Source organism: Phenylobacterium deserti (genome assembly GCF_003254705.1).
Classification (GTDB): domain Bacteria; phylum Pseudomonadota; class Alphaproteobacteria; order Caulobacterales; family Caulobacteraceae; genus Phenylobacterium; species Phenylobacterium deserti.
Window position 1 is genome coordinate 330,191 of the sequence record NZ_QFYR01000003.1, and the last position, 21,135, is coordinate 351,325.

Below are 21,135 nucleotides of genomic sequence, written 5' to 3' on the forward strand. Positions count from 1 at the left end.
CTTAGAACGGGATTTCGTCGTCCAGGTCGGCCGAGAAGTCCTCGCGCGGGCCGGAGCCCTGCTGGCGCGGACCGGAAGACGACGAGAAGCCGCCGCCGTAGCCCCCGCCCTGGTCGCGATCGCCGGCGCCGCCGCCTTCGCCACGCCCGTCGAGCATGGTCAGCTCGCCGCGGTACTTCTGCAGCACGATCTCGGTGGAGAACTTCTCCTGGCCCGACTGATCGGTCCACTTGCGCGTCTGGATCGCGCCTTCGAGATAAACCTTGGAGCCCTTGCGCAGGTAGTTCTCACAGACCTTCACCAGGCCATCGTTGAACACCACCACCCGGTGCCACTCGGTGCGCTCCTTGCGCTCGCCCGAGGCGCGGTCGCGCCAGGTTTCCGAGGTGGCGATGCGCAGATTGGCGACGCGGTCACCGGAATTGAGAGTGCGGATCTCGGGATCGGCTCCGAGATTGCCGATCAGGATGACCTTGTTGACGCTGCCCGCCATGCGAATGTCCTAGCTTCCGTGGTTCCGGGCATTTCTCAGCCCCCGGGCGCAAGCTAACGACCCGTTAACAGGCTGGCAACCAGATGTTCCGCTTCCGTTCCGCGCCATCCACAGGCGATTGGAACTACTGCTGCGGCATAGCGCCCGGAATGGCGAGGCGTCCGTCTCCTGTCCGGACCAGCGCGACGTATCGCGGCCCTTCGAGGCTGGTGCCGGTGAAGATCCCTTCCCGCATCAGGAAGATGAAGTTGGCCTGGTAGGCGCCCATGATCTCGGTCTGGTTGCCGCCCATCAGCAGGAACTTCAGACGCATGGCCTCCAGGTTGGCGGCGCAGGTCTCCAGGTTCGGCGTGTTGACCAGCTTGTTGTAGCGGAGCTCGCCCTCCTTGCCGGCCACCACGTGGTAGCAGACGCCCGGCGTACCCGGAGGCTTGGTGCGCTTGGCGCAGCCGGACAGCGCGGCCGCGACGGCCAGGGACAGGATCAGGAGGGTGCGTTGCATGGTGCGAGCCTACACAACGCGATCACGCCACTCTAGCTCCCTTGCAGAACCGGCAGGCTGCAGCCGGCGGCCTGTTCGGCCAACGTCCGGAAGCTCTGGTTGTCGCTGCTGATCTCCACCTTGCCGGGCACCAGACGCAGGGTCTGCTGCATCCAGCGCCCATAGCTCGCCGCCCCGGCCTTCTCGCATCGACCCGCATAGAGGGTCTGGACGCAGGCGTTCAACGTCATCTCGCCCGGAAGCCGCCGCCACTGGCTGTCGGCGTAGCGCCAGCAAGCTCCCGCGGGCGGTCCTGCCGGCTGGACGGGCGTTGGCTGCAATGGGGTCGGCGCCTGTTCGCTCGGCGGCAAAGGCGTCAGCACGGTGCCCGCCTGCCCAGCCGCGGCCAACGCCCCCGATGCATCGACACCGACATCGAGGGCGGCTGTGGCGACGCCGTTGCGCTGGGCGCAGCGGGCCAGGCTCATCTCGCCCACGAACTGGCCGGCCACGAAGCAGCGGAGCGCCTTGGACGCATCCACGCCCTGGTCCGGCTGGCCTTCCTCGATGATGAGGCCGGCGCGCGACGCAGGCGGCGGCGGCGGGGCCTCGTCCTTGTGAGGTGCGATCATGCCGATCGCCACCAGGCCGCCCGCCAGCACGGCGACGGCGGCGCCGCCTAGCGCGATGCGAATGCGGCGATCGGACAGGTCCATGCCTCTGGCTAGACCGGCCCGCCGCCGCTTTCAAGGCGGCTAAGAGCCGGTTCAGCCGCCGCCGGTCAGGCGCTGAAGCGCCGCCTGATAGCTGGAGATCTGGTTCTGGAGATATGTCGGGACCTTGCCGCTGGCGGCGGCCGCCGCGATCTCTTCCTGCCGGCGCTGGCTCTCTGGCGTCGCGGCCGTCTTCAAGTCCTTGTAGGCGTTCCGGATGATGCCTTGCGCCGCCACGATCTCAGCCAGCGCGTGCCGGATTTGCTCGGCGTTCGAAAGGTTCAGGTCATTCGGCAGCCCGAGGCCATAGAGCATGCCCTTTCCGTCCGTCGGAACGCTCTTGCCAGCCTTGTTCATCTCCGTCGCGCGCACCACGCCTTCCGGGATGCCGAGCAACTCCAGTGCGTCCTTATCCACCTTCCCTGCCACGATCTCGACGATGCTCCGGGTGTTGATCGGCTCGATCTTCAGGGTGCGCGCGCCCTGGGCGGTGGACACCGTCACCTTGGCATTGAACCCGGACGCCCGGCGGATTTTGGTCGCCAGCGTGTCCAAGGTATCCTTGTCCTCGATGGTCACCGTGCGCGTCGTCTGACCGATCCGGATAGAGAACTGGTCGCCCGCCCGGATCGCGCTGACCGCCGTCAAACGCTGCGACGGTGTGGTGTCGATCATTCCGGTGGGCAGGCCCATGCGATCCAGGACGCTCGCGCCCTTGGTGTCCACGGCGATCGCGGTCGGTGCGGCGAAACCATCCTTGCCGGTGAAGCGGCGGGACCAACCCACCTCACCACTCGCCACATCCAGGCTCGCCAGGAAGCCGTCCTGCTTTCCGACCGGAGCGAGATCCGGCAGGTCGCCACCGGCCGAGCCGCCGATGAACACCTTGCCGTCGGCCACCGCTAAGGAGGTCGCCTTATCGTTGCCGATCCCGCCGTAGTAGGCGATCCCGTCACCGGCTGCGAACTCCAGGTTGGCGCCCATGCGCGCCGCGAACGCGTCGGAGCCGCCGTTGTGAGCTCGCGTCACCGTGCCGGCCGCCAACGCCCCATTGTAGGTCGTACCCACCAGGACGACATCGCCGCCGTCCAGCGCCAGTCCAGCGATGTCGCCGCCTTGCAGGTCGCCCAGATCACGGGTGGCCACCAGTTCAGGCGCCCCGCTCGACAGGTCGAAGCGACGCAGCACAGCTCGTCCCTCCTCCACGCTCGCCGTGACCAGCGCATCGCCGTCAACCACCAGCCCCTTGGTCCGATCGACGCCTGCGGATCCGAAGCTCTGCGTAAACAGCGTCTGGACCTTGCCGGCAGCGTCGGCCTTGAAGCCTTGAACGTAGTTGTCCCAGCCCCCGATCGCCTCGCCGCCGGGCATGGTCGACTTGGACCGGCCCGAGACATAGACAGTTCCGTCCGCGCCGAAGGCCACGTTTGAGGCTTCGTCGTCCTGCTTGGCGCCCCGACGCTGGGTCCACAGCTCCTCGCCGTCTGCATTGAAGACGGTGACGAAGCTGTCCGTGAGCCCGGCATAGGTTCCGGTCGTGCCGGAGTTCAGCGCCCCCTCGGTAGCGCCATGCAGTGCGCCTTTCACGGCGCCGGCGATTGCGACCTTGCCGTCGGCCGACACAGCAAGTCCGAGGCCCGTGGCGTTCTCCGCCGCGCCCAACGTGCGTGCGTAGACGAGCTTGCCGGCGGAGTCGTACTTCAGCAGGGCGACGTCCTGGCTGCCCTTGATCGTCTGTCCTTCGACCTCGCCATTGACGTCGGCCAGCATGTAGACCGAGCCGTCTGGGCCAACGGTCTGGGCGCGGACCGTTTTCACCTGCGCGTCCAGGTTCTCCGCGAACACCCGGCCTTCCACCCAGTTGGACTGGCCGGGTGTCTGGCTCGGCGCGCCCACGACTGAGGTGTCGGTCTGGAACTTCAGCAACTGGTTCTGGATGACGCCATCATCGGTGGTCGACTTGCCATCTGGATTGGGATCGCCCACGCCTTGCGCCACATACACTGCAGGAGCCTGGGCCGGGGCCGAGAAGGACACCTTCTCCCCGATACCTACCGTCACCTTCATGGCCCACTGGTCGGGACCGGCCGGCAGCTTGACTGTCTTGGAGCCGACCTTCACCTCCCGCTCCTGGGCAGGGATGCGCTCGGTTTTCAGGCGCGAGTCGACGCCGGCGGCGTCCAACTGGCCGTTCACATAGTTGATGACGTTGGCCAGGGTGCGAGGCGTCCCGCCCATGCCTGCCAGGTCGATCTCCACGTCGTGGACGACGTTGACGCGCTCCACCGACATGGTGAAGCGCACGTCGCCTTCAAACGCGGGCACGGCCTCGGTGGATGAGCTGGTCAGCGGCCCGGTGACATAAGTGGTCTGAGACTTCGGGACCGTAAGCTTGGCTTTGGCGACCGTGTTGGTCTCGCCCTGCGTCATCCGCAGCTGCTCGAAGTCCGAACTCTTGATGTAGGTGGAGATCTCAGCCAGCCCTTTCGCGAAGGTGCTGCTGATCCGCGACTTCTCGAGGGCCGTCAGGTTCTTGGCGTTCATCTGGTTCGCAAGACCAGTGAGCGTCTCCAGACCGTTGAAGAGCGCGAAAAGCTTCTTGTAGTCCGCGCTTGCGCCCGGAAGGTCGAGCTGAGCTGCGTTTTCGTCGACCAGCTTCTTGCCGGCGAGCGCCGCCTTGACCGTTTCGCTTATCTGGGCCGGGGTGGCCGTCTTCGACCAGGGCGCCGTCGGCGCGACCTTGGTGCTCGTCCCTGTCGCTCCGGCCACGCCGGCGCCACCCACGCCCGAACGGGCCTGATAGTAGCTCAGCAGGATGTTCGGATCGAAGGTTACAGCCATGTGGCCCCATGCGCAGGCGCAGCCCCGCAGGACGACGCTACAGCAGGTACGGCTGACGCCCGGTTAAGAGGCGGCAAGAATTTTTGGGGCGTCACGGCGAGGCTCCTGCGCGCCGCGCCTCATTAGCCCTTGAACAGCGACAGGATGATCTGCGGCGACTGGTTGGCGATCGACAGCGCCTGGGCGCCGAGCTGCTGCTGAACCTGAAGGGCCTGAAGCTTGGCGCTCTCCTTGGCCAGGTCCGCGTCCACCAGGTTGCCGACACCGGCTTCCAGGGTGTCCGTGAGCTTGGAAACGAACTCCGTGTGCGCAGAGATCTGCTTGGCCTGTGAGCCGAGGTTTCCGAGAGACTGGTTCACGTTGCTGATCGACGAGTTCAGCGCCGTCAGAACGTCGGTGGCGAGGCTTACCGTGGCCAGCGAAGCCGTCGCCGGGATGGTGATGATCCCGCCGCCAAGCGTCAGGTCCTGCGCCGAAAGCGTGATGAAGGAGTTGGCGTCCGCGTTCGCCAGGAACTGGATGTCAGGGTTAATCGAACCATTCAGCAGATTGGCGCCGTCGAAGGACGCGTTGTCCGTGACCTGCTTGATCTGACGAAGGATCGCCTTGAATTCGGAGTCGAGGGCGGTGCGCGACTCGTTGTCGATGGACGTATCCATCGCCGCGGTCACCTTCTCCTTCAGCTGCACGAGCAGGTCGGAGACGGACTCGCCGGCGGTCATGGAGACTTCGGCGATGGAGTTGGCCCGGTCGAGGCTCATCTTCACGGCGCCGAACGCGCCGATGTCAGCCCGCTGGTTCTGGGCGATCGACCAGATGGCCGCGTTGTCCTTAGCGTTCGAGATCTTCAGGCCGGTGTTCACCCGGTTCTGAGTCTCGCCCAGCTGGTCATTCGTGCGATTCAGATTCTGAAGCGCAGTCAGCGCGGACTTGTTCGTATGCACGCTGATCGACATACGGATTCTCCTTAGTCGCCTTCCAACGTCTCATGCCCTGAGTCGCCGGGTTATTCGAAGGCAGGCTAGGAATTTATGGTGTCCAGAAGGTTAACGGTTAACCATGATCGCCGCCTCCGGCATGCCGGGGCGGTTAACGAATACCTTGACCAAAGCTCCTGCTGGAGCGCTGGCGGACCTCAGGCCTTGGCGCGGATTACAGATCCCGCGACGTACTCGGTCTCCTCGCCCAGTTTCTCGATCTCTTCTCTGGGCATTTGCAGGACGACCTCGCCGGTGCGGCGGTTGATCGTCTTGTAAACCAGGGTTCCGGCGGCCTCGTCCTCTTCGATGATCAATCGCAGGTCAGCCTGCTCCTCATTCTGGACCTCCGCCCTGCGCGTCCGGCTCCTGGGAGCTTTGCGAGGCGGTGGGTTCTGGCTGAACGGGGAGTCGGTCGTCGCTGCGAAAGGGGCGACCTTGCTTTCCATCTCTCCTCATCGCCGACGCCTTGCGGGCCAGCGCTCCGGAAAAAGCGAACAGCGGCGGGGAGGTCTCCCTCCCCGCCGCCGCGCCGGCGCGCGCCTTGCGGCCCGCGCCAAGTCGACTTAGCGGAAGAGGCTCAGGAGCGAACCGGAAGACTGGTTCGCGATCGACAGCGCCTGGATGCCAAGCTGTTGCTTGGTCTGCAGGGCCTGCAGCTTCGCGCTTTCCTTCGCCAGGTCGGCGTCGACGAGGTTGCCCACGCCGGCGTCGATCGAGTCCTGGAGCTTGCCAATGAAGTCGGCATGCGAGCCCAGCGACTTGGAGCCGGTGCCGAGAGCCGACAGGGCGCTCGAGACGTTGGCGATGGCGGTGTCGAGGTTGGTGACCATGTCGGACGCGATGGTCTGCGTGCCGATCGAGGCCGTCTCATCGACGCCCGAGTTGCCAATGCCGTTGCTCAGCGACAGGTCTTGCGCGGCGACCGAGATCACCGAGCTGCCCTTGGCGTTCGCCAGGGCCTGCACCTGCACGCCGTCAGCCTTGATCATATTGGCGCCGTTGAACTCGGCGTTGGCGATCGCCTTGCCGATCTGATCACGCAGCGCCTTGAAGTCGTCGTTCAGGGCGACGCGGCTGTTGGTGTCGAGGGTGGTGTCCGTGGCCGCCAGGGCCTTCTCCTTCATCTGCACGAGCAGATCGGAGATCGTCTCGCCGGCGGAGATCGCCACGTCCACGGTCGATTGGCCGCGGGACAGGGATTCCTTGACGGCGTTCAGCGAGTTGGAGGTCGAGCGTTGGTTCTGAGCGATAGCCCAGATGGCGCCGTTGTCCTTCGCCGAACCGACCTTCTTGCCCGTGTTGATGCGGGCCTGGGTCGTCATCAGGTCGGTGTTGGTCTTGTTCAGATTTTGGAGCGCCACCATGGCGCCCAGGTTCGTATTGACGCTGTTCATCGGCATACGACTGTTCCTTCATTCAAAGGGGTCGGCCGTCGTTTTGACAGCCGAGGACTTTTTGCCCGGCAGTCTTTGCAGCAAGTCGCAGGCCACTGATTCGCCCGTCGCAAGCGCGCGCAAGCTGTTGTCAAGTCTAGGTTATATGTCTGTTAGCCACGTCCCAACTCGGCACTTATTGCCCAGCACAAAGCAGCGCCCGGCAGAAACTGCCGACCGCACACGGCAATAGTTGCCGCCTTTCAGAGCGAAAAGGGCACCGCCGGACGGAAGCTACCCGCCCGGCGGTCGCGATTACCCACGGAACAGGGACATGATCGTCTGCGGCGACTGGTTGGCGATGTTCAGCGCCTGAACCCCGAGTTGCTGCTTGGTCTGCAGCGCCTGGAGCTTTGCACTTTCCTTCGCCAGGTCGGCGTCGACGAGGTTGCCCACCCCGGCGTCGATCGCGTCCTGCAGCTTGCTGATGAAGCTGAGGTGCGAGGCCAGCGACTTGGATCCCGTACCCAGGGTCGAGAGAACGCTCGAAACCTTGGTGATAGCCAAGTCCACTGCGGTGACCATGTCTGTAGCCAGGGAGATCGTGCTGATCGACGCGGTGGTCGACACGCCCGTGTTCCCGAGGCCGTTGGTCAGCGAGAGATCCTGCGCAGCAACCGAAATCACCGAGGTCCCATTCGCGTTCGCCAAAGACTGGATCTGGACGCCGCCTGCTTTCAGCATATTGGCGCCGTTGAATTCCGCGTTGGCGATCGCTTTGCCGATCTGGTCTCGCAGCGCGACGAAGTCGTCGTTGAGCGCAGTGCGGCTGTTGGTGTCCAAGGTGGTGTCGGTCGCGGCTAGCGCCTTCTCCTTCATCTGGAGGAGGAGGTCCGAGATGGTCTCGCCCGCGGAGATCGCAACGTCGACGGTCGATTGACCACGAGAAAGCGACTCCTTCACCGCATTCAACGCCCCGGACGTCGCGCGCTGGTTCTGAGCGATGGCCCAGATAGCGCCGTTGTCCTTGGCATTGGCGACCTTTTTGCCGGTATTGATACGTGTCTGGGTGTTGGCCAGCTCCGTGTTGGTCGCGTTGAGGTTCTGGAGCGCAACCATGGCGCCCACGTTCGTATTCACCGAATTGAACGGCATCTCGTAGTCCTTCCATTCTGGAGGTAGGCGCGGCTTTTGCCGCCAAGCGATTTTTCGCTGACCTCCACATCGCAAGGCCCGGGCCAGGCATGGTTAACCGGCGCCAACCACGCCGCACACTGTATTTGCTGGATTATTTGCGCTTGCCCGGCCATCGGGCTGGTCCGCGAATCCGGATCCTTGCTGCCGCCCGGCAGCCTCTGCCGGGTCGGCGCGGCGCCATGCCGCAAGCTGCGCGCATGAAGAAGGCCGCGGGAGCGCCGCGGCCTTGATGGCTTTTGTCCTGGAGAGAGCGGTCAGGCGGCCGCGGCCGCGCCTCCGCCGCTCAAGCCCTGCATGATCATGCGGTTCACTTCGATAAGAGGTTCGATGGCCTCTTGCCGGCGGATCACCGCACTCGTGTGCTTGCCGACCCAGATGCTCAGCGAAATGATCGATGCCCGCAACGGCGGCGGCAACTTGTTATCGGGATGCGAGCAGTCGTCGCCCAGGACCCGCCACATGCGTCGGTTCCAGTCGAGCGCGTCGATTCGGCCGCGCAGATCCGCGGGGTCGCACTTGGCGGCCTCCATCAGCGCAAGCGTGACCTGCGCAAACAGCCGGTATTCCGTTTCCCGCGGGGCCTCAGCCCGGGTCGCGGCCTGCTGATACGCCTTTAGGGACATTCCCCAACCTCTCGTCTTCGTACTCGATAAGCTTCCGACAGAGCATCAACGCCTTGTAGTACTCGCGCGCCATGCAGTGCTTCGAGATCGTGACGCAGTCCGCCAAGACCTCTGGGTTGCTGATCGCCCCCATAAACTCGCTGAGACGCCGGACGAACTCGTCGTAAAACTGAGACGCCCCTGCCTCGTCGAGGTACATCATCATGACCGGGAAATAGATGCGGCGGGCGGGGGTGTTCACCTCCTCCACCTGCATGATGTCCTTCTCTCGAAGGACCGAAGCCTTGTTCTGGAGGACAAGCACGCCCCGGCGGTCGCCATTCTGGACGACGGCGCCATTGAGGACGAACTTCTCCCCCGGCTTCAGCGACAGTTTTAGCGGCAAAGTCCGCCTCCCGATCTCACGCTACCAACCGACTTTTCGAATCGGTCCAACCCATTGTCGCCTTCCGTTGGGCCAAGCGCACGTTAAGGGTTACCGGCCACCCGTTAACGGGGCCTTGCCGCAGTTGCGCCCACAGGGTTAATCCGGAATTAAGCATAAAATGGCGATCTCGACCCGTTCCCTGCGGAGTCGCCAACCATGCGTGCGGATCGGTCTTCCGTGTCCCCCAATGTCCTCGCCGCCGTGGCCGCGCCAGCCGCCAGCCAGACGCGCCTGGCGAGCGGTCTCTTGGGCGACTCTGGATCCAAGGAAGCTCTCTCGCGGCTGAACGCCGCGATGGAGGATCTCAAGCAGGCCACCGTTCGAGCCATGCTGGAAGAGTCGCTGGCAGCCCTTCGGAAAGAGGACCAACGCCGGGCCAGCGAGTATGCGATCAAGGCGCTGGAATACGACGAGCGGAACGGCTTGGGCTGGTATCTGCTAGGCATCGCCTGCGAGCGGTCGGGCGATTTCGCCTCTTCGATCCGCGCCTTTGAATCGGCGCTGAAGCTGCTCCCGGACCACGCCGAGATCGCCAACAACCTCGGTCGCCTGGCCATGCGAATGGGCATGAAGTCGCAGGCCGAGAAGTTCTTCCGCCATTACGCAGCGCGCTTTCCGGGCAACGTCGAGGCGGCGAACAACATGGCCGTCGCTATCCGGGATCAGAACCGGCACGAGGAGGCCATCGAGATCCTCCGCGAGGCGATCCTCGCAAACCCCGAGCAGCCGATGCTCTGGAGCACCATGGGCACCGTCGTCGCCGAGCAGGGCGACTACACCACCGCCCGGGTGTTCTTCGAAGAGTCGGTGCGCCTCAACCCGAATTACCCAAAGGCGCGCTACAATCTCGGCAACAGCCAGCTGGCTCTCGGCGACGCGGCCGCCGCCCTGGAGTCCTGTGACACCGCCATGCGGGGAGTCATCAGCGAGGACGAGCGCCAGATGATGCGGATGGCGCGCTCCAGCATCCTGATCGCGCTCGGGCGCATCAAGGATGGCTGGGAAGAATACGAGTGCCGACTGCACCCGCAGTTCGCCGAGCTCACCCGCTTCCTGATCGATCGCCCGCTCTGGGAACCTGGCGCGGATCTCGCGGGCAAGAGCTTCCTGGTGGTCGGCGAACAGGGCCTCGGTGACGAGGTGCTATTCTCCAACATCCTGCCTGACGTGCTCGAGCGGCTCGGTCCCGATGGCAAGCTGGTCCTGGCTGTCGAGGCGAGGCTCGTCGATCTCTTCGCTCGATCGTTTCCCCAGGCGACCGTCACCTCGCACGCGACCTACAAGTACCTTGAACGCCCTGCCCGCGCCGTTCCGCTCCTGGAGCAGGGCGTTGAGGTGGACCTGTGGGCGCCGATCGCCTCCCTTCTGCGCGAGTTCCGGCCGACGGTGGCCTCGTTCCCGGACCGGTTCGGGTTCCTCGAGGCTGACCCGGAGCGGGTCGCCTACTGGCGCGATCAGCTCCGCTCGGCGCCGCCTGGCGCGAAGATCGGGCTGCTGTGGAAGAGCGGCATCTTCACCACCGCCCGTCGCCGCTTCTTTTCGGCGTTCGAGCAGTGGGCTCCCGTGCTGAAGCAGCCAGGGGTCACCTTCGTGAACCTGCAGTACGGCGACTGCTCGCAAGAGCTCGGATACGCCCGCGAGCAGCTGGGCGTGGACATCTGGACGCCGCCAGGCATCGACCTCAAACAGGATCTCGACGACGTCACTGCCCTGTGCGCCGCCATGGACCTGACGATCGGCTTCTCGAACGCCACCTTCAACCTCGCCGCGGCCATCGGATCTCCGGCCTGGCTGATCACCTCGCCAGGCGCCTGGCCGCGCCTGGGCACGCGCGATCAGTACCCCTGGTACCCGCAGGTGCGGGTGTTCGCGCCCGAAACCTACGCCGACTGGGAACCAACCATGGTTCAGGTCGCCGAAGCCCTGGCTGCCTTCACCGCGGAACGTCGCGACAGTCCAGGGGTTTGATCCTCCGACACGGCGCCGCCTCGGCGCCCTTTGCGAGGAGTTTCCCCATGCCCGGAACGAGCTTCGACAGCGAAGCGGATTTCGACCCGCAGGATCAGGCCGAAGCCTTTGACGAGAGCATGACCGTCGGCGGCGAGGGCAGCGTCTCCCTCGGCGGCGACTCCCCCATGGAAGTCGGCGAGGAGATGCGGACGTTCGAGGAACTGCCGGACGTCTATGACGTGACGCAGATGGCCGGCGACCGTGACCGCGACGAAGAGCTGGCCCTGGACGCCGACGAGTTCGACGAGGACGCCATGGACGACGGCGACTTCGAAGACGACAACGAACTGGCCTACTCCGCCACGGATGCCGATCGCGAGGACGATCTCGACGGTCTCGGGCCCGAGGACAGCTTCAACGAGGACGCCCTCGACATGGCCGAGGAGATCGAGGGTCTCGACGAGGTGGTGGCCGACGCTGGGGAAGTGACGGGCGGCGAGGACGATTTCACGGACTTCCAGGCTCGTAACGTGTCGGACGAGGACCTCATCCGGATGGGCTACTCGGAAGAGAAGGACGGCGAAGTCGTCGCCAAACCCAAGGAAGACTGATCTTGCGCGCGGCGCCGGCTTGCAAGCCGCGCCGCGCCCTTTAGTCTGGCGCTCCAAACAGTTGTTCGAACGCAGGCGCCCTCGCCTGCCCGGAGCTTGGATGAGCCAGCGTTTCGAAGGCACCGAAGACTACGTCGCCACCGAGGACCTCGAGGTGGCTGTCAACGCCGCTATCACCTTGGAGCGGCCCCTCCTCATCAAGGGCGAGCCTGGCACCGGCAAGACCGTTCTCGCCTATGAGATCGCAAAGGCGCTCGATGCACCGCTGATCACCTGGCACATCAAGTCGACCACCAAGGCTCAGCAGGGGCTTTACGAGTACGACGCTGTCAGCCGCCTGCGCGACAGCCAGCTTGGCGACGAGCGCGTCAAGGACGTGCGCAACTACATCAAGCGCGGCAAGCTCTGGGAAGCGTTCGACAGCCCTCAACGCCCCGTGCTGCTGATCGACGAGATCGACAAAGCCGACATCGAGTTTCCGAACGACCTCCTTCAGGAGCTCGATCGGATGGAGTTCTACGTCTACGAGACGAACGAGACGATCACGGCCCGCGTCAGGCCGGTGGTGATCATCACGTCGAACAACGAGAAGGAGTTGCCGGACGCGTTCCTGCGCCGCTGCTTCTTCCACTACATCCGCTTCCCTGACGAGCAGACGATGCAGGAGATCGTCGAGGTCCACTATCCGGGGATCAAGCAGAAGCTCGTCGGCGAGGCCCTGCGCATCTTCTATGACATGCGCAAGGTTCCGGGCCTGAAGAAGAAGCCGTCGACGTCGGAGCTGCTGGACTGGCTGAAGCTCCTCATGGTGGAGGACATCGGCCCCGATGTGCTGCGTGAGAAGGATCCGACGAAGCTGATTCCGCCGCTGCATGGCGCACTGCTGAAGAATGAGCAGGACGTCCACCTCTTCGAGCGCCTTGCTTTCCTCGCGCGTCGGGAGGGCTCCGGCTCGCGCCCGGGCCAGTAACAGCGGTAACGCGACTTACCGCGAATTCACTCGCCTTCGTGGCCGCGTGGCGGCACCGTTCAGCCAACGAGAACGGGAGCGCCAGATGAAGACCCTGCTGATCATGACCGCCTGCACGCTGGCCTTGGGGGCCGCTGCGTGTACGCCGAACGAGCGGCCGGTCGCACGAGCCGCCCTCGACTGCCCAGAGAAGCACGAGGGCCTCACCCGCGTTAGCGTGGCCGGTGATCGCAAGAGCTGCACCTATCGCAGCAACCGTGGCGATGAGGTCGTCCTGCAACTGCTGCCCACGCAAGGCGATCCCCGCGCGGCGCTACAGGGTCTGGAAGCGCAGCTTGTGCCTGCCTCGACCACAGCTCCGCTCGCCTCGCCCGACGAGAACGCCCAGGCCGCTTCGGAAGACGCGCGCAAAGCCGCTGAGGAAGCCTCCGCAGACGCAGCCGCAGCCGTTGATGCTGGCGACGGCCCGGAAGAGGTCCACGTTGGCGTCGGCGGCATCGGCGTGCACGTAAAGGAGGGTGCGGACGGGGCGCAGGACAAGGCCGATATTCGCCTTCCCGGCATCCACATCAACGCACAAGGCGACCGCGCCGACATCAACGTCGCAGGCGTGCAGATCAACGCAGACGGGGAAGACGCGACTGTCCGGATGTTCCGCAACGTTCGCCTGAAGGGCGAGGCGTTCTCGCGCGAAAAGCGAGGCGTCCGCGCCACCTACGTGCGCACCGGCGAGAACCTGCCGGGCGGTGCGCGCACCATCGGCTATGAGGCCGGCGGCCCGGCGACCGGGCCGCTCACAGTCGCAGTGATCCGCGCGCGCGAGGGCGAGCACGACGGCGGCGACGACCTGTTCAAGGCTGTCCAGGACCTCGTCCGCCGCAACGGCGGCGTTTGAATCCTCAGCCGACCGGCTGCACTTCCATCACCTTGTACGTCAGTGGTCGGCCATCTTCGTCCGTCACCGTGACGTACTCACCGACGGCGAACCTGTGCTCACCGAGACGGTGCACCGGCTCGTCGTCGGCCTGATCTCCGTCGTCGTAGTCGAAAAACCAGCGCTGCCCATGGCGGTTCAGCCGACCATCGGCCGGGTCCTCGTCAGGCGAGAACCGGCGCACGGCGCACGCGTCACGGTGCTTGCTGAAGGCCGCTTCGTCGAGCATGCCGTCATCCGTCAGCGGAGCCGTGAGCGCATAGCCGCGGTGATCATCTCCCCCGCTGAACTCAGTGCCAGGATTGCGGGCAAGCCGCATGACGATGCGCGACAGGGTCATGTTTCCACCTCTAGAACCTTAGTGAGACAAGAACAGCGAAGGCTGGTCGGAGTTCAACAGCGTCCGCGTCGTTCCACCGAAGATGAATTCCTGCAGACGCGGATGACCGAAGGCGCCGGCGACCAGGATCTCTGCGCTGACGCCGCGTGCAGCGGCCAGAAGGGCGGGAGCCGCGTCTCCGGTCTCCTTCAGAACCTCGAGCCGGGCGTTCACGCCGCGCGCCGCGTAGTAGGCCTGCAGGCGCGCTGGGTCGAAGCTGCGGGCGCTGGCCTTGGGCGCGGCAAGGATGACGACGTCTCGCGCCTTCTCCAGCAAGGGTAGCGCCAGCCGAGCAGCGCGCGACGCCTCCTTGCCGCCGTCCCACGCCACTGCGATCGTGCCGCGCGGCTGAAAGCCGTCTCTGGCGACCAGCACGGGCCGCTGCTCGTCCGCCAACATCTGCTGAAAGGCTTCCGCCAGGGGACCACGACCGCGCGCAGCTTCGGAGCCGAAAACGACCACATCAGACAGGCGGCTTTCGGCCGAAAGGGCCGCCCAGACCGGCGTGCTCAGCACGATGAAGCGAGCTTTATCGTAGGCGCAGCCGCTCATGGCTTCGCGCGCGCGCGTCTCGCCAGCGGCCGCAGCTTCGCGCAGCGACTCCAACGCGGAGGTCTGGACGCCACCCAGAAACCCCTCGCCCATCCAGGGCATGACGTCGGCGATGTCGGCCGGTGTGTAGACGCAGGCAAGCTCGGCCCCGAACGGCTCGGCCAGCTGAGCTGCGGCGGCGATGGTCTCGGCGTCACCGCGACCACCTGAAAGCGGAGCCAGAATGCGAGCCCAACTCATGGTTTGCGCCCTTCCCTTCTCCTGTGAACGGTTGGACCTATGGACCCACGGCCGCATTGATCTTTGTCAGGTCCTGGGTCAGGTCACGACCTTGACTGTGAAAGGAATGCGCGGGTGAGAAAAGCGCTCCGCCGAGCGAAAGCAGAGCCGAGAGCTTGGCAGCGGATGCTGTCCGGGCGTCGGCTGGACCTGCTCGATCCTTCGCCGATGGACATTGAGATCGAGGACATCGCCCATGGGCTTGCGCGCGTGGCGCGCTGGAACGGGCAGACCTTGGGCGAGCACGGGTTTTCGGTCGCCCAGCACTCGATCATCGTCGAGGAGATCGTCGCTCACATCCAGCCGGATATCGAGCCTCGCTGGCGGCTGGCGGCCCTGCTGCACGATGCGTCTGAGTACGTGATCGGCGACATGATCTCACCGTTCAAGGCGGCCCTCGGCGTCAACTATCGGGTGTTCGAAGATCGGCTGGAAAACGCCATCCACATCCGCTTCGGCCTGCCCGCAAAGACGCCGCTGGCGATCAAGAAACTCATCAAGCGCGCTGACCACGCCTGCGCCTTCTTCGAAGCCACCCAGCTCGCCGGCTTCACCCGGGACGAAAGCCTCGCGTTCTTCGGGGAACCGCCGGAAGGCTACAGCCTGACAATTGAGCCCTGGCCCGCCGCCATGGCTCAGGTCCGCTACGTGGAGCGCTTCAACGTGTTGTCCGAGGCCGCCGGCTACAAGCCGGGCCCGGCAGCCTTCGACACCGAGTGAGCGCCATGACGCCCGTGGTGATCGGACTGTCCGCCGTGGTGGTCGCCATCCGCGACGGCGAAGCGGTCGTGCTTACGGTGCGTCCAAAAGGCCAATCGGAGTCAGGCCTGCCGTTCGGCCCCTTCGATCCGGAGGGGCACCGGACCTTCGAGCTCGCCCTCCGCGCCTTCGTGACGGAGCAGACCCGGTTCGACCTCGGCTATGTGGAGCAGCTCTACACCTTCGGAGACAAGGGACGCGACGCCCCGTTGGCGGACATGGGCGCGGGCGCCGCTCGCATCATATCCGTCGGCTATCTCGCCTTGGCGCCGGCCGCCCTGGATACCCACACGCCCGGGTCACAGTGGGACGCCTGGTCGCGCTTCTTCCCTTGGGAGGACTGGCGCGACGGACGCCCGGCAGCCATTGCCCCTATCGAGAGCGCGCTACGGGCTTGGGCTTTGGCTAGCGAAGACGCCTCGGGGCAGCGACTCGCACGCGCAAGGCTGCTGTTTGCGCTGGATGGGGCTCCCTGGAACGAGGAGCGTGTGCTCGAACGCTATGAGCTTCTTTACGAAGCTGGACTCGCGCCGGAGGCTGCCCGGGATCGCGGAGAAGCCTTCGAGGCAGACTCGGCTCTGGAAAGCGCTGTGGGCCAATCGATGATCTCCGACCATCGACGCATCCTCGCCACCGCCCTCTCGCGGCTGCGCGGCAAACTGAAGTACCGGCCCGTGGTCTTCGAGCTCATGCCCGACGCATTCACTCTTTCGGCTCTGCAACGAGCTGTCGAAGCGATTGCAGGTGTGCCCCTGCACAAGCAGAACTTCAGGCGCGCGCTCGAGCGCGCCGAACTGGTTGAGGGACTGGGGCGGCTGGAAACCGAGACGGGCGGCCGTCCCGCTGAACTTCATCGGTTCCGCCGCGAGATTCTCGCCGCACGACCTGTGTCGGGGCTTTCCCTGCCCCTGCTGCGCGACTAGGCGGCCAGTCTGCGGGTCAGCTGCTCTGGCGGCCAGCCCTGCAGCGCCAGAACCACCTTCGGCGACGCCACGTCCGCGAGATCGATGCAGATCTGTCCCCGCTGCACGCCTTGGCACAGAGCCTGCGCCCAAGGCAGTTTGCGAGCGGTCCAACCGTCAGCCAGCCGGCAAAGCACGAGAGCGGCAGCGCCCGACTTGCCGACAGCGCCTTTACCGTCCCGCGTCACCCACACCGCTTCGATGACGCGCCCGGGAAACTCATATTCCAGCAGGGCCTTGGCTTGCGCTTCGTTGAGCGGGCTCTGCGGCTTGGCGAGCTTGGCCCAGACGGCGAAGCCTACAAGCACCGCAACAGCGGCGACCGTGGTCGAAAGCTGAGTCAGAAGCGCCGCGTCCGCCATCGGTCCTCCCAGGATGCGCAGCGTTAACGGCCCGCCTCCTCCGGTCAAGCAAAAGCCCTCCCTCGGCGACCGAGGGAGGGCCAGGCGTCGGCGCGGACGTTTGGGGACGGGTTAGCCCGCGCGGATCAGAACCGCTTAGAAGCGGCGGTTATAGGCGATCGACCAGACGTCAGCGTGGCCCGCGTCATCGTCACGGAACTCATGACGGGTGTAGTCCACGCGCACGCCGTTCTGGGCGTCCCAGTGGTACTGCGCGCCAACACCGAAGTTCCAGGAGTCGCCATCCGCGGTTTCGGACACGGTCACCGGACCGCCGACGCCGACCGCCGTGGCCGAGGCTTTGGCCTTGGTGTTGCCGTAGCCGACCCGAGCAAGCAGGTCCGCTTGCGGGGTGATCGGGGCGAAGCCGACGGCATAGATCGCTTCCTGGTGCTTAAGCTCGACCCGGGTTTCTACGGGCGTGCCGGCCACGACCTGCCGCGACTTGTCATCCTTCACGCCAACAGCGAGCTCACCCTCAACGCCCAGCCAGTTGTTGGCGCGGTAGCCGATGCGGCCTTGAATGGCGCCCAGGTTGAGGTCATCCGCCTTGGCGCTGGAATAGCCAAGGTTGCCATAGACGCCCATCGGCGCCGTTTGCGCCTGGGCGAGCGCCGGCGTGATGGCGATCAGGGTCGTAACCGATGCGGCGGCGATGAGAGCTTTTTTCATTGTCGGTACTCCACTAAGTGAACAGCTGCCCCCAGCCGTGTTGGTCCGTCCCAAACGCGACCCTCCGCGGTGGGTTCGGCGCCCATCCCATGTCGGCTGCCCGACTGTGTCGATTGCGCAACACCTTCTTGCGGCGGCGCCGGCAGCTTCCTTCAGGCGTTACAGCCAAGGACTGGAGGAGACACGGCATGGCGGCGAAGGCCGAAGCGCAAGACCTGGAAGACCTGCTCGATCAGCTGGATGATCTGTGTCAGCGGCAGGATCCGAAGATCACCGTGGGAGAGATCCAGGAGGCGATCGGCGTGCGCTCCTTCGGCCCGCTGCTGCTGCTGGCGGGCCTTCTGGGAATGACGCCAGTGTCAGCCGTTCCTGGCGTTCCCAGCCTCATCGCGCTGATCACGATCTTGATCGCCGGGCAGCTGCTGATCGGCCGCAAGTCATTCTGGCTGCCGAAGAAGCTGCTTGGGCTGTCCGTGAAAAACGAGAAGCTTGGCAAGAGCGTGAAGGTGGCTCGTAAGCCGGCCAAGTTCGTGGACCGCCTCGTGCGCCCACGCCTCACCTACCTCACCAAGGGGCCGGCACACTGGATTGTGGCGCTGGCGTGCTTCCTTGTAGCGGTGTGCGTCCCGCCGTTGGAGCTGCTGCCGCTGGCGGCCATTCTGCCGAGTTTCGCGATCGCGACCTTCGGCCTGGGCCTGATCGCACGTGATGGCGTGTTGGTGGTGATAGCCGCCGCGGTGACCGCCACAGCGCTCGGCTTCGTCGCCAAGGCCCTGTTCTTCTAAGGCGCGGGGCGGAGCTGCAGGCGCAGCGCCGCCCCTGCCTCTTACCGATCTTTCTCGCGCTCTCCGACGGCGGCCTGCGCGGCCGCCAGGCGGGCGATCGGCACGCGGTAGGGAGAGCAGCTGACGTAGTCGAGCCCGATGCTCTCGCAGAACTGTATAGAAGCAGGATCGCCGCCGTGCTCACCGCAGATGCCCAGCTTCACGTTGGGACGCTGGGCGCGACCGCGTTCGGCCGCAATGCGGATCAGGTCGCCCACGCCCGCTTGGTCGAGGCTGACGAAGGGATCCTTTTCGAAGATGCCCTTGTCCACATAGGCGCCCAGGAACTTGCCAGCGTCGTCACGGCTGATCCCGAAGGTCGTCTGCGTCAGGTCGTTGGTGCCGAACGAGAAGAACTCGGCCTGCTCGGCCAGATCCCCGGCGCGGATGGCGGCGCGGGGCAGCTCGATCATCGTGCCGACCTTGAACTCGATCTCACGCCCCTTTTCGGCGATCACCTCACGCGCCGTGCGGTCGGTGAGCTCGCGCAGGAACTTCATCTCTTCGCGCGTTGCCACCAGCGGGTGCATGATCTCTGGGATCGGCGCAGGGCGGCCGGATGCGGCGACCTCGCAGGCCGCCTCAATGATCGCCCGGACCTGCATCTCGTAGATCTCAGGGTATGACACACCCAGTCGGCAGCCGCGGTGACCCAGCATCGGGTTCACCTCGTGCAGCTCCTGAGCGCGGCGCAGCAGCTTGGCGGCGTCCAGGCCGGTCGCCTGCGAAACAGCCGCGACATCCTCTTCGGTGTGCGGCAGGAACTCGTGCAGCGGCGGATCGAGCAGCCGGATGGTGACCGGCAGCCCTTCCATGATCGTGAACAGGTCGACGAAGTCCTGCCGCTGCATCGGCAGGATCTTGGCCAGAGCTGCGCGACGCCCGGCCACGTCATCCGCCAGGATCATCTCGCGCACAGCCGCGATCCGGTCCGGATCGAAGAACATGTGCTCGGTGCGGCAAAGGCCGATGCCTTCGGCTCCGAACTGTCGGGCCATCTTTGCGTCCTGCCCCGTCTCCGCGTTGGCCCGCACTTTCAGACGGCGGACCCCGTCGGCCCAGCCCATCAGGGTTGCGAAGTCACCCGACAGCTCCGGCTCGACCATCTTCACCGTGCCAAGCAGCACTTCGCCGGTGGAGCCGTCGATGGTGATGACATCGCCCGCCCGGATCGTCTTGCCGCGGGAATGGAATTCCTGCGCCCTGCCGTCGATGTGGACTTCGCCGGCGCCGGAGACGCAGGGTCGCCCCATGCCGCGTGCGACCACCGCCGCGTGGCTGGTCATGCCGCCGCGAGCGGTGACCACGCCGCGCGCGGCGTCCATCCCACGGATGTCCTCCGGGCTCGTCTCTTCCCGAACCAGGATCACCGCTTCGCCCGCGCCGCCCAGGCGCTCGGCTTCCTCGGCCGTGAAGACCACCTTGCCGGTCGCAGCGCCCGGCGACGCCGGCAGGCCGACGGCGACCACGTCCCGAGGGCTGCTGGGATCGATGGTCGGATGCAGGAGTTGGTCGAGGCTCGCCGGCTCTACGCGCATGACGGCTTCTTCACGCGTGATCAGGCCTTCGCTGGCCAAGTCCACAGCAACCTTCAGCGCCGCCTTGGCGGTGCGTTTCCCGTTGCGCGTCTGCAGCATGTACAGACGGCCCTTCTCCACCGTGAACTCGATGTCCTGCATGTCGCGGTAGTGCTTCTCGAGCTTTTCCACGACGGACTTGAACTGGGTGAAGACGTCCGGGAGCGCCTCTTCCATGGACGGGTTCTTCTCACCCATCTCTTCACGGGCGATCTTGGTCAGGGCTTGCGGCGTGCGGATGCCCGCCACCACGTCCTCGCCCTGGGCGTTGATCAGAAACTCGCCGTAAAGCCGGTTCTCGCCGGTCGACGGGTTGCGGGTGAAGGCCACGCCCGTGGCGCTGGTCTCCCCCATGTTGCCGAACACCATCGACTGCACGTTCACGGCCGTGCCCCAGCTCTCCGGGATATCGTGCATACGGCGATAGAACTTGGCCCGGTCGTTCATCCAGCTGGCGAACACCGCGCCCACGGCGCCCCACAGCTGCTCGTGCGCATCCTGCGGGAACGGTCGGCCGAGCTCGCGCTGCACGGCAGCCTTGTAGTCGGCGACGACCGCTTCCCAGTCTTCGGCGCTCAGCGCCGTGTCCACGGTGACGTAGAGGCGGTCCTTATGCTCGTCGAGGATCTCCTCGAACATGTGGTGATCGAGGCCCAGCACCACGTTCGAGTACATCTGGATGAAGCGACGATAGCTGTCGAAAGCGAAGCGCCGATCGCCGGACAACTTGGCCAAGCCGTCGACGGTCTTGTCGCTGAGGCCGAGGTTCAGCACCGTGTCCATCATGCCCGGCATGGACGCGCGAGCGCCCGAGCGCACGGACACCAGCAGGGGGTTGGCGGGATCGCCGAAGGTCTTGCCGGTCAGCTCCTCGACCCGCTGCAGGCCGGCCGCGACCTGCTCTTTCAGATCCGCCGGATACTGCCGCTGGTTCGCGTAATAGTGGACGCAAGCTTCCGTGGTGATGGTGAAGCCCGGCGGCACCGGGAGGCCGAGCGCGCTCATCTCCGCGAGATTGGCGCCCTTGCCGCCCAGAAGGTTCTTCATGGAGGCGTCGCCATCCGCGCTCCCGCCGCCGAAGGCATAGACCCAGCGCGTCTTCACCATCGTGTCGGCCACCATCGCAGGTCCCCTTGT

The 21,135-nt window shown here is 65.4% G+C and carries 22 protein-coding genes; 7 read left to right on the forward strand and 15 right to left on the reverse strand.

Features of this window, described 5'->3' with window-relative positions:
• Nucleotide 1 precedes the first annotated feature (1 nt).
• From DJ018_RS14145 to flbT, 10 genes are all read right to left on the reverse strand, one after another.
• Nucleotides 2-493, reverse strand: coding sequence for a single-stranded DNA-binding protein (locus DJ018_RS14145; protein ID WP_111515602.1), 492 nt, complete (start codon nucleotides 491-493; stop codon nucleotides 2-4).
• A 124-nt stretch (nucleotides 494-617) separates the two neighbouring features.
• The gene (locus DJ018_RS14150) at nucleotides 618-995 is read right to left on the reverse strand and encodes a hypothetical protein (RefSeq protein WP_111515603.1); all 378 of its coding nucleotides are present in this window, start codon (nucleotides 993-995) and stop codon (nucleotides 618-620) included.
• Nucleotides 996-1,027: 32 nt separating this feature from the next.
• Complete coding sequence (locus DJ018_RS14155) at nucleotides 1,028-1,690, reverse strand: hypothetical protein (RefSeq protein ID WP_111515604.1); 663 nt, start codon at nucleotides 1,688-1,690, stop codon at nucleotides 1,028-1,030.
• A 51-nt stretch (nucleotides 1,691-1,741) separates the two neighbouring features.
• Nucleotides 1,742-4,528 carry a PQQ-binding-like beta-propeller repeat protein gene (locus DJ018_RS14160; RefSeq protein ID WP_111515605.1) on the reverse strand — a complete coding sequence of 929 codons (2,787 nt, stop codon included), beginning with the start codon at nucleotides 4,526-4,528 and terminating at the stop codon, nucleotides 1,742-1,744.
• Nucleotides 4,529-4,650: 122 nt separating this feature from the next.
• Nucleotides 4,651-5,484, reverse strand: coding sequence for a flagellin N-terminal helical domain-containing protein (locus DJ018_RS14165; RefSeq protein ID WP_111515606.1), 834 nt, complete (start codon nucleotides 5,482-5,484; stop codon nucleotides 4,651-4,653).
• A gap of 179 nt (nucleotides 5,485-5,663) precedes the next feature.
• Nucleotides 5,664-5,822, reverse strand: coding sequence for a hypothetical protein (locus DJ018_RS19235; RefSeq protein WP_165842909.1), 159 nt, complete (start codon nucleotides 5,820-5,822; stop codon nucleotides 5,664-5,666).
• Nucleotides 5,823-6,071: 249 nt separating this feature from the next.
• Nucleotides 6,072-6,908, reverse strand: coding sequence for a flagellin (locus DJ018_RS14175; protein ID WP_111515608.1), 837 nt, complete (start codon nucleotides 6,906-6,908; stop codon nucleotides 6,072-6,074).
• A 288-nt stretch (nucleotides 6,909-7,196) separates the two neighbouring features.
• Entirely contained in the window at nucleotides 7,197-8,036 is an 840-nt protein-coding gene (locus DJ018_RS14180; protein ID WP_111515609.1) for a flagellin N-terminal helical domain-containing protein, read from the reverse strand.
• 296 nt (nucleotides 8,037-8,332) lie between these two features.
• Nucleotides 8,333-8,701, reverse strand: coding sequence for a flagellar biosynthesis regulator FlaF (gene flaF, locus DJ018_RS14185; RefSeq protein ID WP_111515610.1), 369 nt, complete (start codon nucleotides 8,699-8,701; stop codon nucleotides 8,333-8,335).
• Nucleotides 8,661-9,086, reverse strand: coding sequence for a flagellar biosynthesis repressor FlbT (gene flbT / locus DJ018_RS14190; protein ID WP_111515611.1), 426 nt, complete (start codon nucleotides 9,084-9,086; stop codon nucleotides 8,661-8,663). The genes flaF and flbT overlap by 41 nt, the downstream gene beginning before the upstream one ends.
• Nucleotides 9,087-9,305: 219 nt before the next feature.
• On the opposite strand from flbT, the gene DJ018_RS14195 reads away from it, so the two are divergent.
• From DJ018_RS14195 to DJ018_RS14210, 4 genes are all read left to right on the forward strand, one after another.
• Complete coding sequence (locus DJ018_RS14195) at nucleotides 9,306-11,096, forward strand: tetratricopeptide repeat protein (RefSeq protein WP_240609559.1); 1,791 nt, start codon at nucleotides 9,306-9,308, stop codon at nucleotides 11,094-11,096.
• A gap of 47 nt (nucleotides 11,097-11,143) precedes the next feature.
• A complete protein-coding gene (locus DJ018_RS19340) occupies nucleotides 11,144-11,689 on the forward strand; it encodes a hypothetical protein (protein WP_205853775.1) in 546 nt (181 codons plus the stop codon).
• A gap of 100 nt (nucleotides 11,690-11,789) precedes the next feature.
• Nucleotides 11,790-12,659 carry an AAA family ATPase gene (locus DJ018_RS14205; RefSeq protein ID WP_111515613.1) on the forward strand — a complete coding sequence of 290 codons (870 nt, stop codon included), beginning with the start codon at nucleotides 11,790-11,792 and terminating at the stop codon, nucleotides 12,657-12,659.
• A gap of 85 nt (nucleotides 12,660-12,744) precedes the next feature.
• Nucleotides 12,745-13,554: a hypothetical protein gene (locus tag DJ018_RS14210; protein ID WP_111515614.1), complete on the forward strand. Its 810-nt coding sequence runs from the start codon at nucleotides 12,745-12,747 to the stop codon at nucleotides 13,552-13,554.
• Nucleotides 13,555-13,558: 4 nt separating this feature from the next.
• On the opposite strand, the gene DJ018_RS14215 is transcribed toward DJ018_RS14210, so the two are convergent.
• Nucleotides 13,559-13,933, reverse strand: a complete 375-nt coding sequence (locus DJ018_RS14215; RefSeq protein ID WP_111515615.1) for a hypothetical protein — start codon at nucleotides 13,931-13,933, stop codon at nucleotides 13,559-13,561.
• An 18-nt stretch (nucleotides 13,934-13,951) separates the two neighbouring features.
• Nucleotides 13,952-14,764 carry a universal stress protein gene (locus DJ018_RS14220; RefSeq protein WP_111515616.1) on the reverse strand — a complete coding sequence of 271 codons (813 nt, stop codon included), beginning with the start codon at nucleotides 14,762-14,764 and terminating at the stop codon, nucleotides 13,952-13,954.
• A 165-nt stretch (nucleotides 14,765-14,929) separates the two neighbouring features.
• Here DJ018_RS14220 and DJ018_RS14225 point away from each other — a divergent pair, with 165 nt between their 5' ends.
• Both DJ018_RS14225 and DJ018_RS14230 read left to right on the forward strand, forming a co-directional pair.
• Nucleotides 14,930-15,523: an HD domain-containing protein gene (locus DJ018_RS14225; protein WP_111515617.1), complete on the forward strand. Its 594-nt coding sequence runs from the start codon at nucleotides 14,930-14,932 to the stop codon at nucleotides 15,521-15,523.
• A gap of 5 nt (nucleotides 15,524-15,528) precedes the next feature.
• Complete coding sequence (locus DJ018_RS14230) at nucleotides 15,529-16,485, forward strand: NUDIX hydrolase (RefSeq protein WP_111515618.1); 957 nt, start codon at nucleotides 15,529-15,531, stop codon at nucleotides 16,483-16,485.
• On the opposite strand, the gene DJ018_RS14235 is transcribed toward DJ018_RS14230, so the two are convergent.
• Both DJ018_RS14235 and DJ018_RS14240 read right to left on the reverse strand, forming a co-directional pair.
• Nucleotides 16,482-16,886, reverse strand: a complete 405-nt coding sequence (locus DJ018_RS14235; protein ID WP_111515619.1) for a hypothetical protein — start codon at nucleotides 16,884-16,886, stop codon at nucleotides 16,482-16,484. The two genes, DJ018_RS14230 and DJ018_RS14235, sit on opposite strands and share 4 nt — an antisense overlap.
• A gap of 135 nt (nucleotides 16,887-17,021) precedes the next feature.
• Nucleotides 17,022-17,597 carry a porin family protein gene (locus tag DJ018_RS14240; RefSeq protein WP_111515620.1) on the reverse strand — a complete coding sequence of 192 codons (576 nt, stop codon included), beginning with the start codon at nucleotides 17,595-17,597 and terminating at the stop codon, nucleotides 17,022-17,024.
• Nucleotides 17,598-17,785: 188 nt separating this feature from the next.
• On the opposite strand from DJ018_RS14240, the gene DJ018_RS14245 reads away from it, so the two are divergent.
• On the forward strand, nucleotides 17,786-18,382 hold the full coding sequence (locus DJ018_RS14245; RefSeq protein WP_111515621.1) for an exopolysaccharide biosynthesis protein: 597 nt from the start codon (nucleotides 17,786-17,788) through the stop codon (nucleotides 18,380-18,382).
• 41 nt (nucleotides 18,383-18,423) lie between these two features.
• On the opposite strand, the gene ppdK is transcribed toward DJ018_RS14245, so the two are convergent.
• Entirely contained in the window at nucleotides 18,424-21,120 is a 2,697-nt protein-coding gene (gene ppdK / locus DJ018_RS14250; RefSeq protein ID WP_111515622.1) for a pyruvate, phosphate dikinase, read from the reverse strand.
• Between the last annotated feature and the right edge of the window lie 15 nt (nucleotides 21,121-21,135).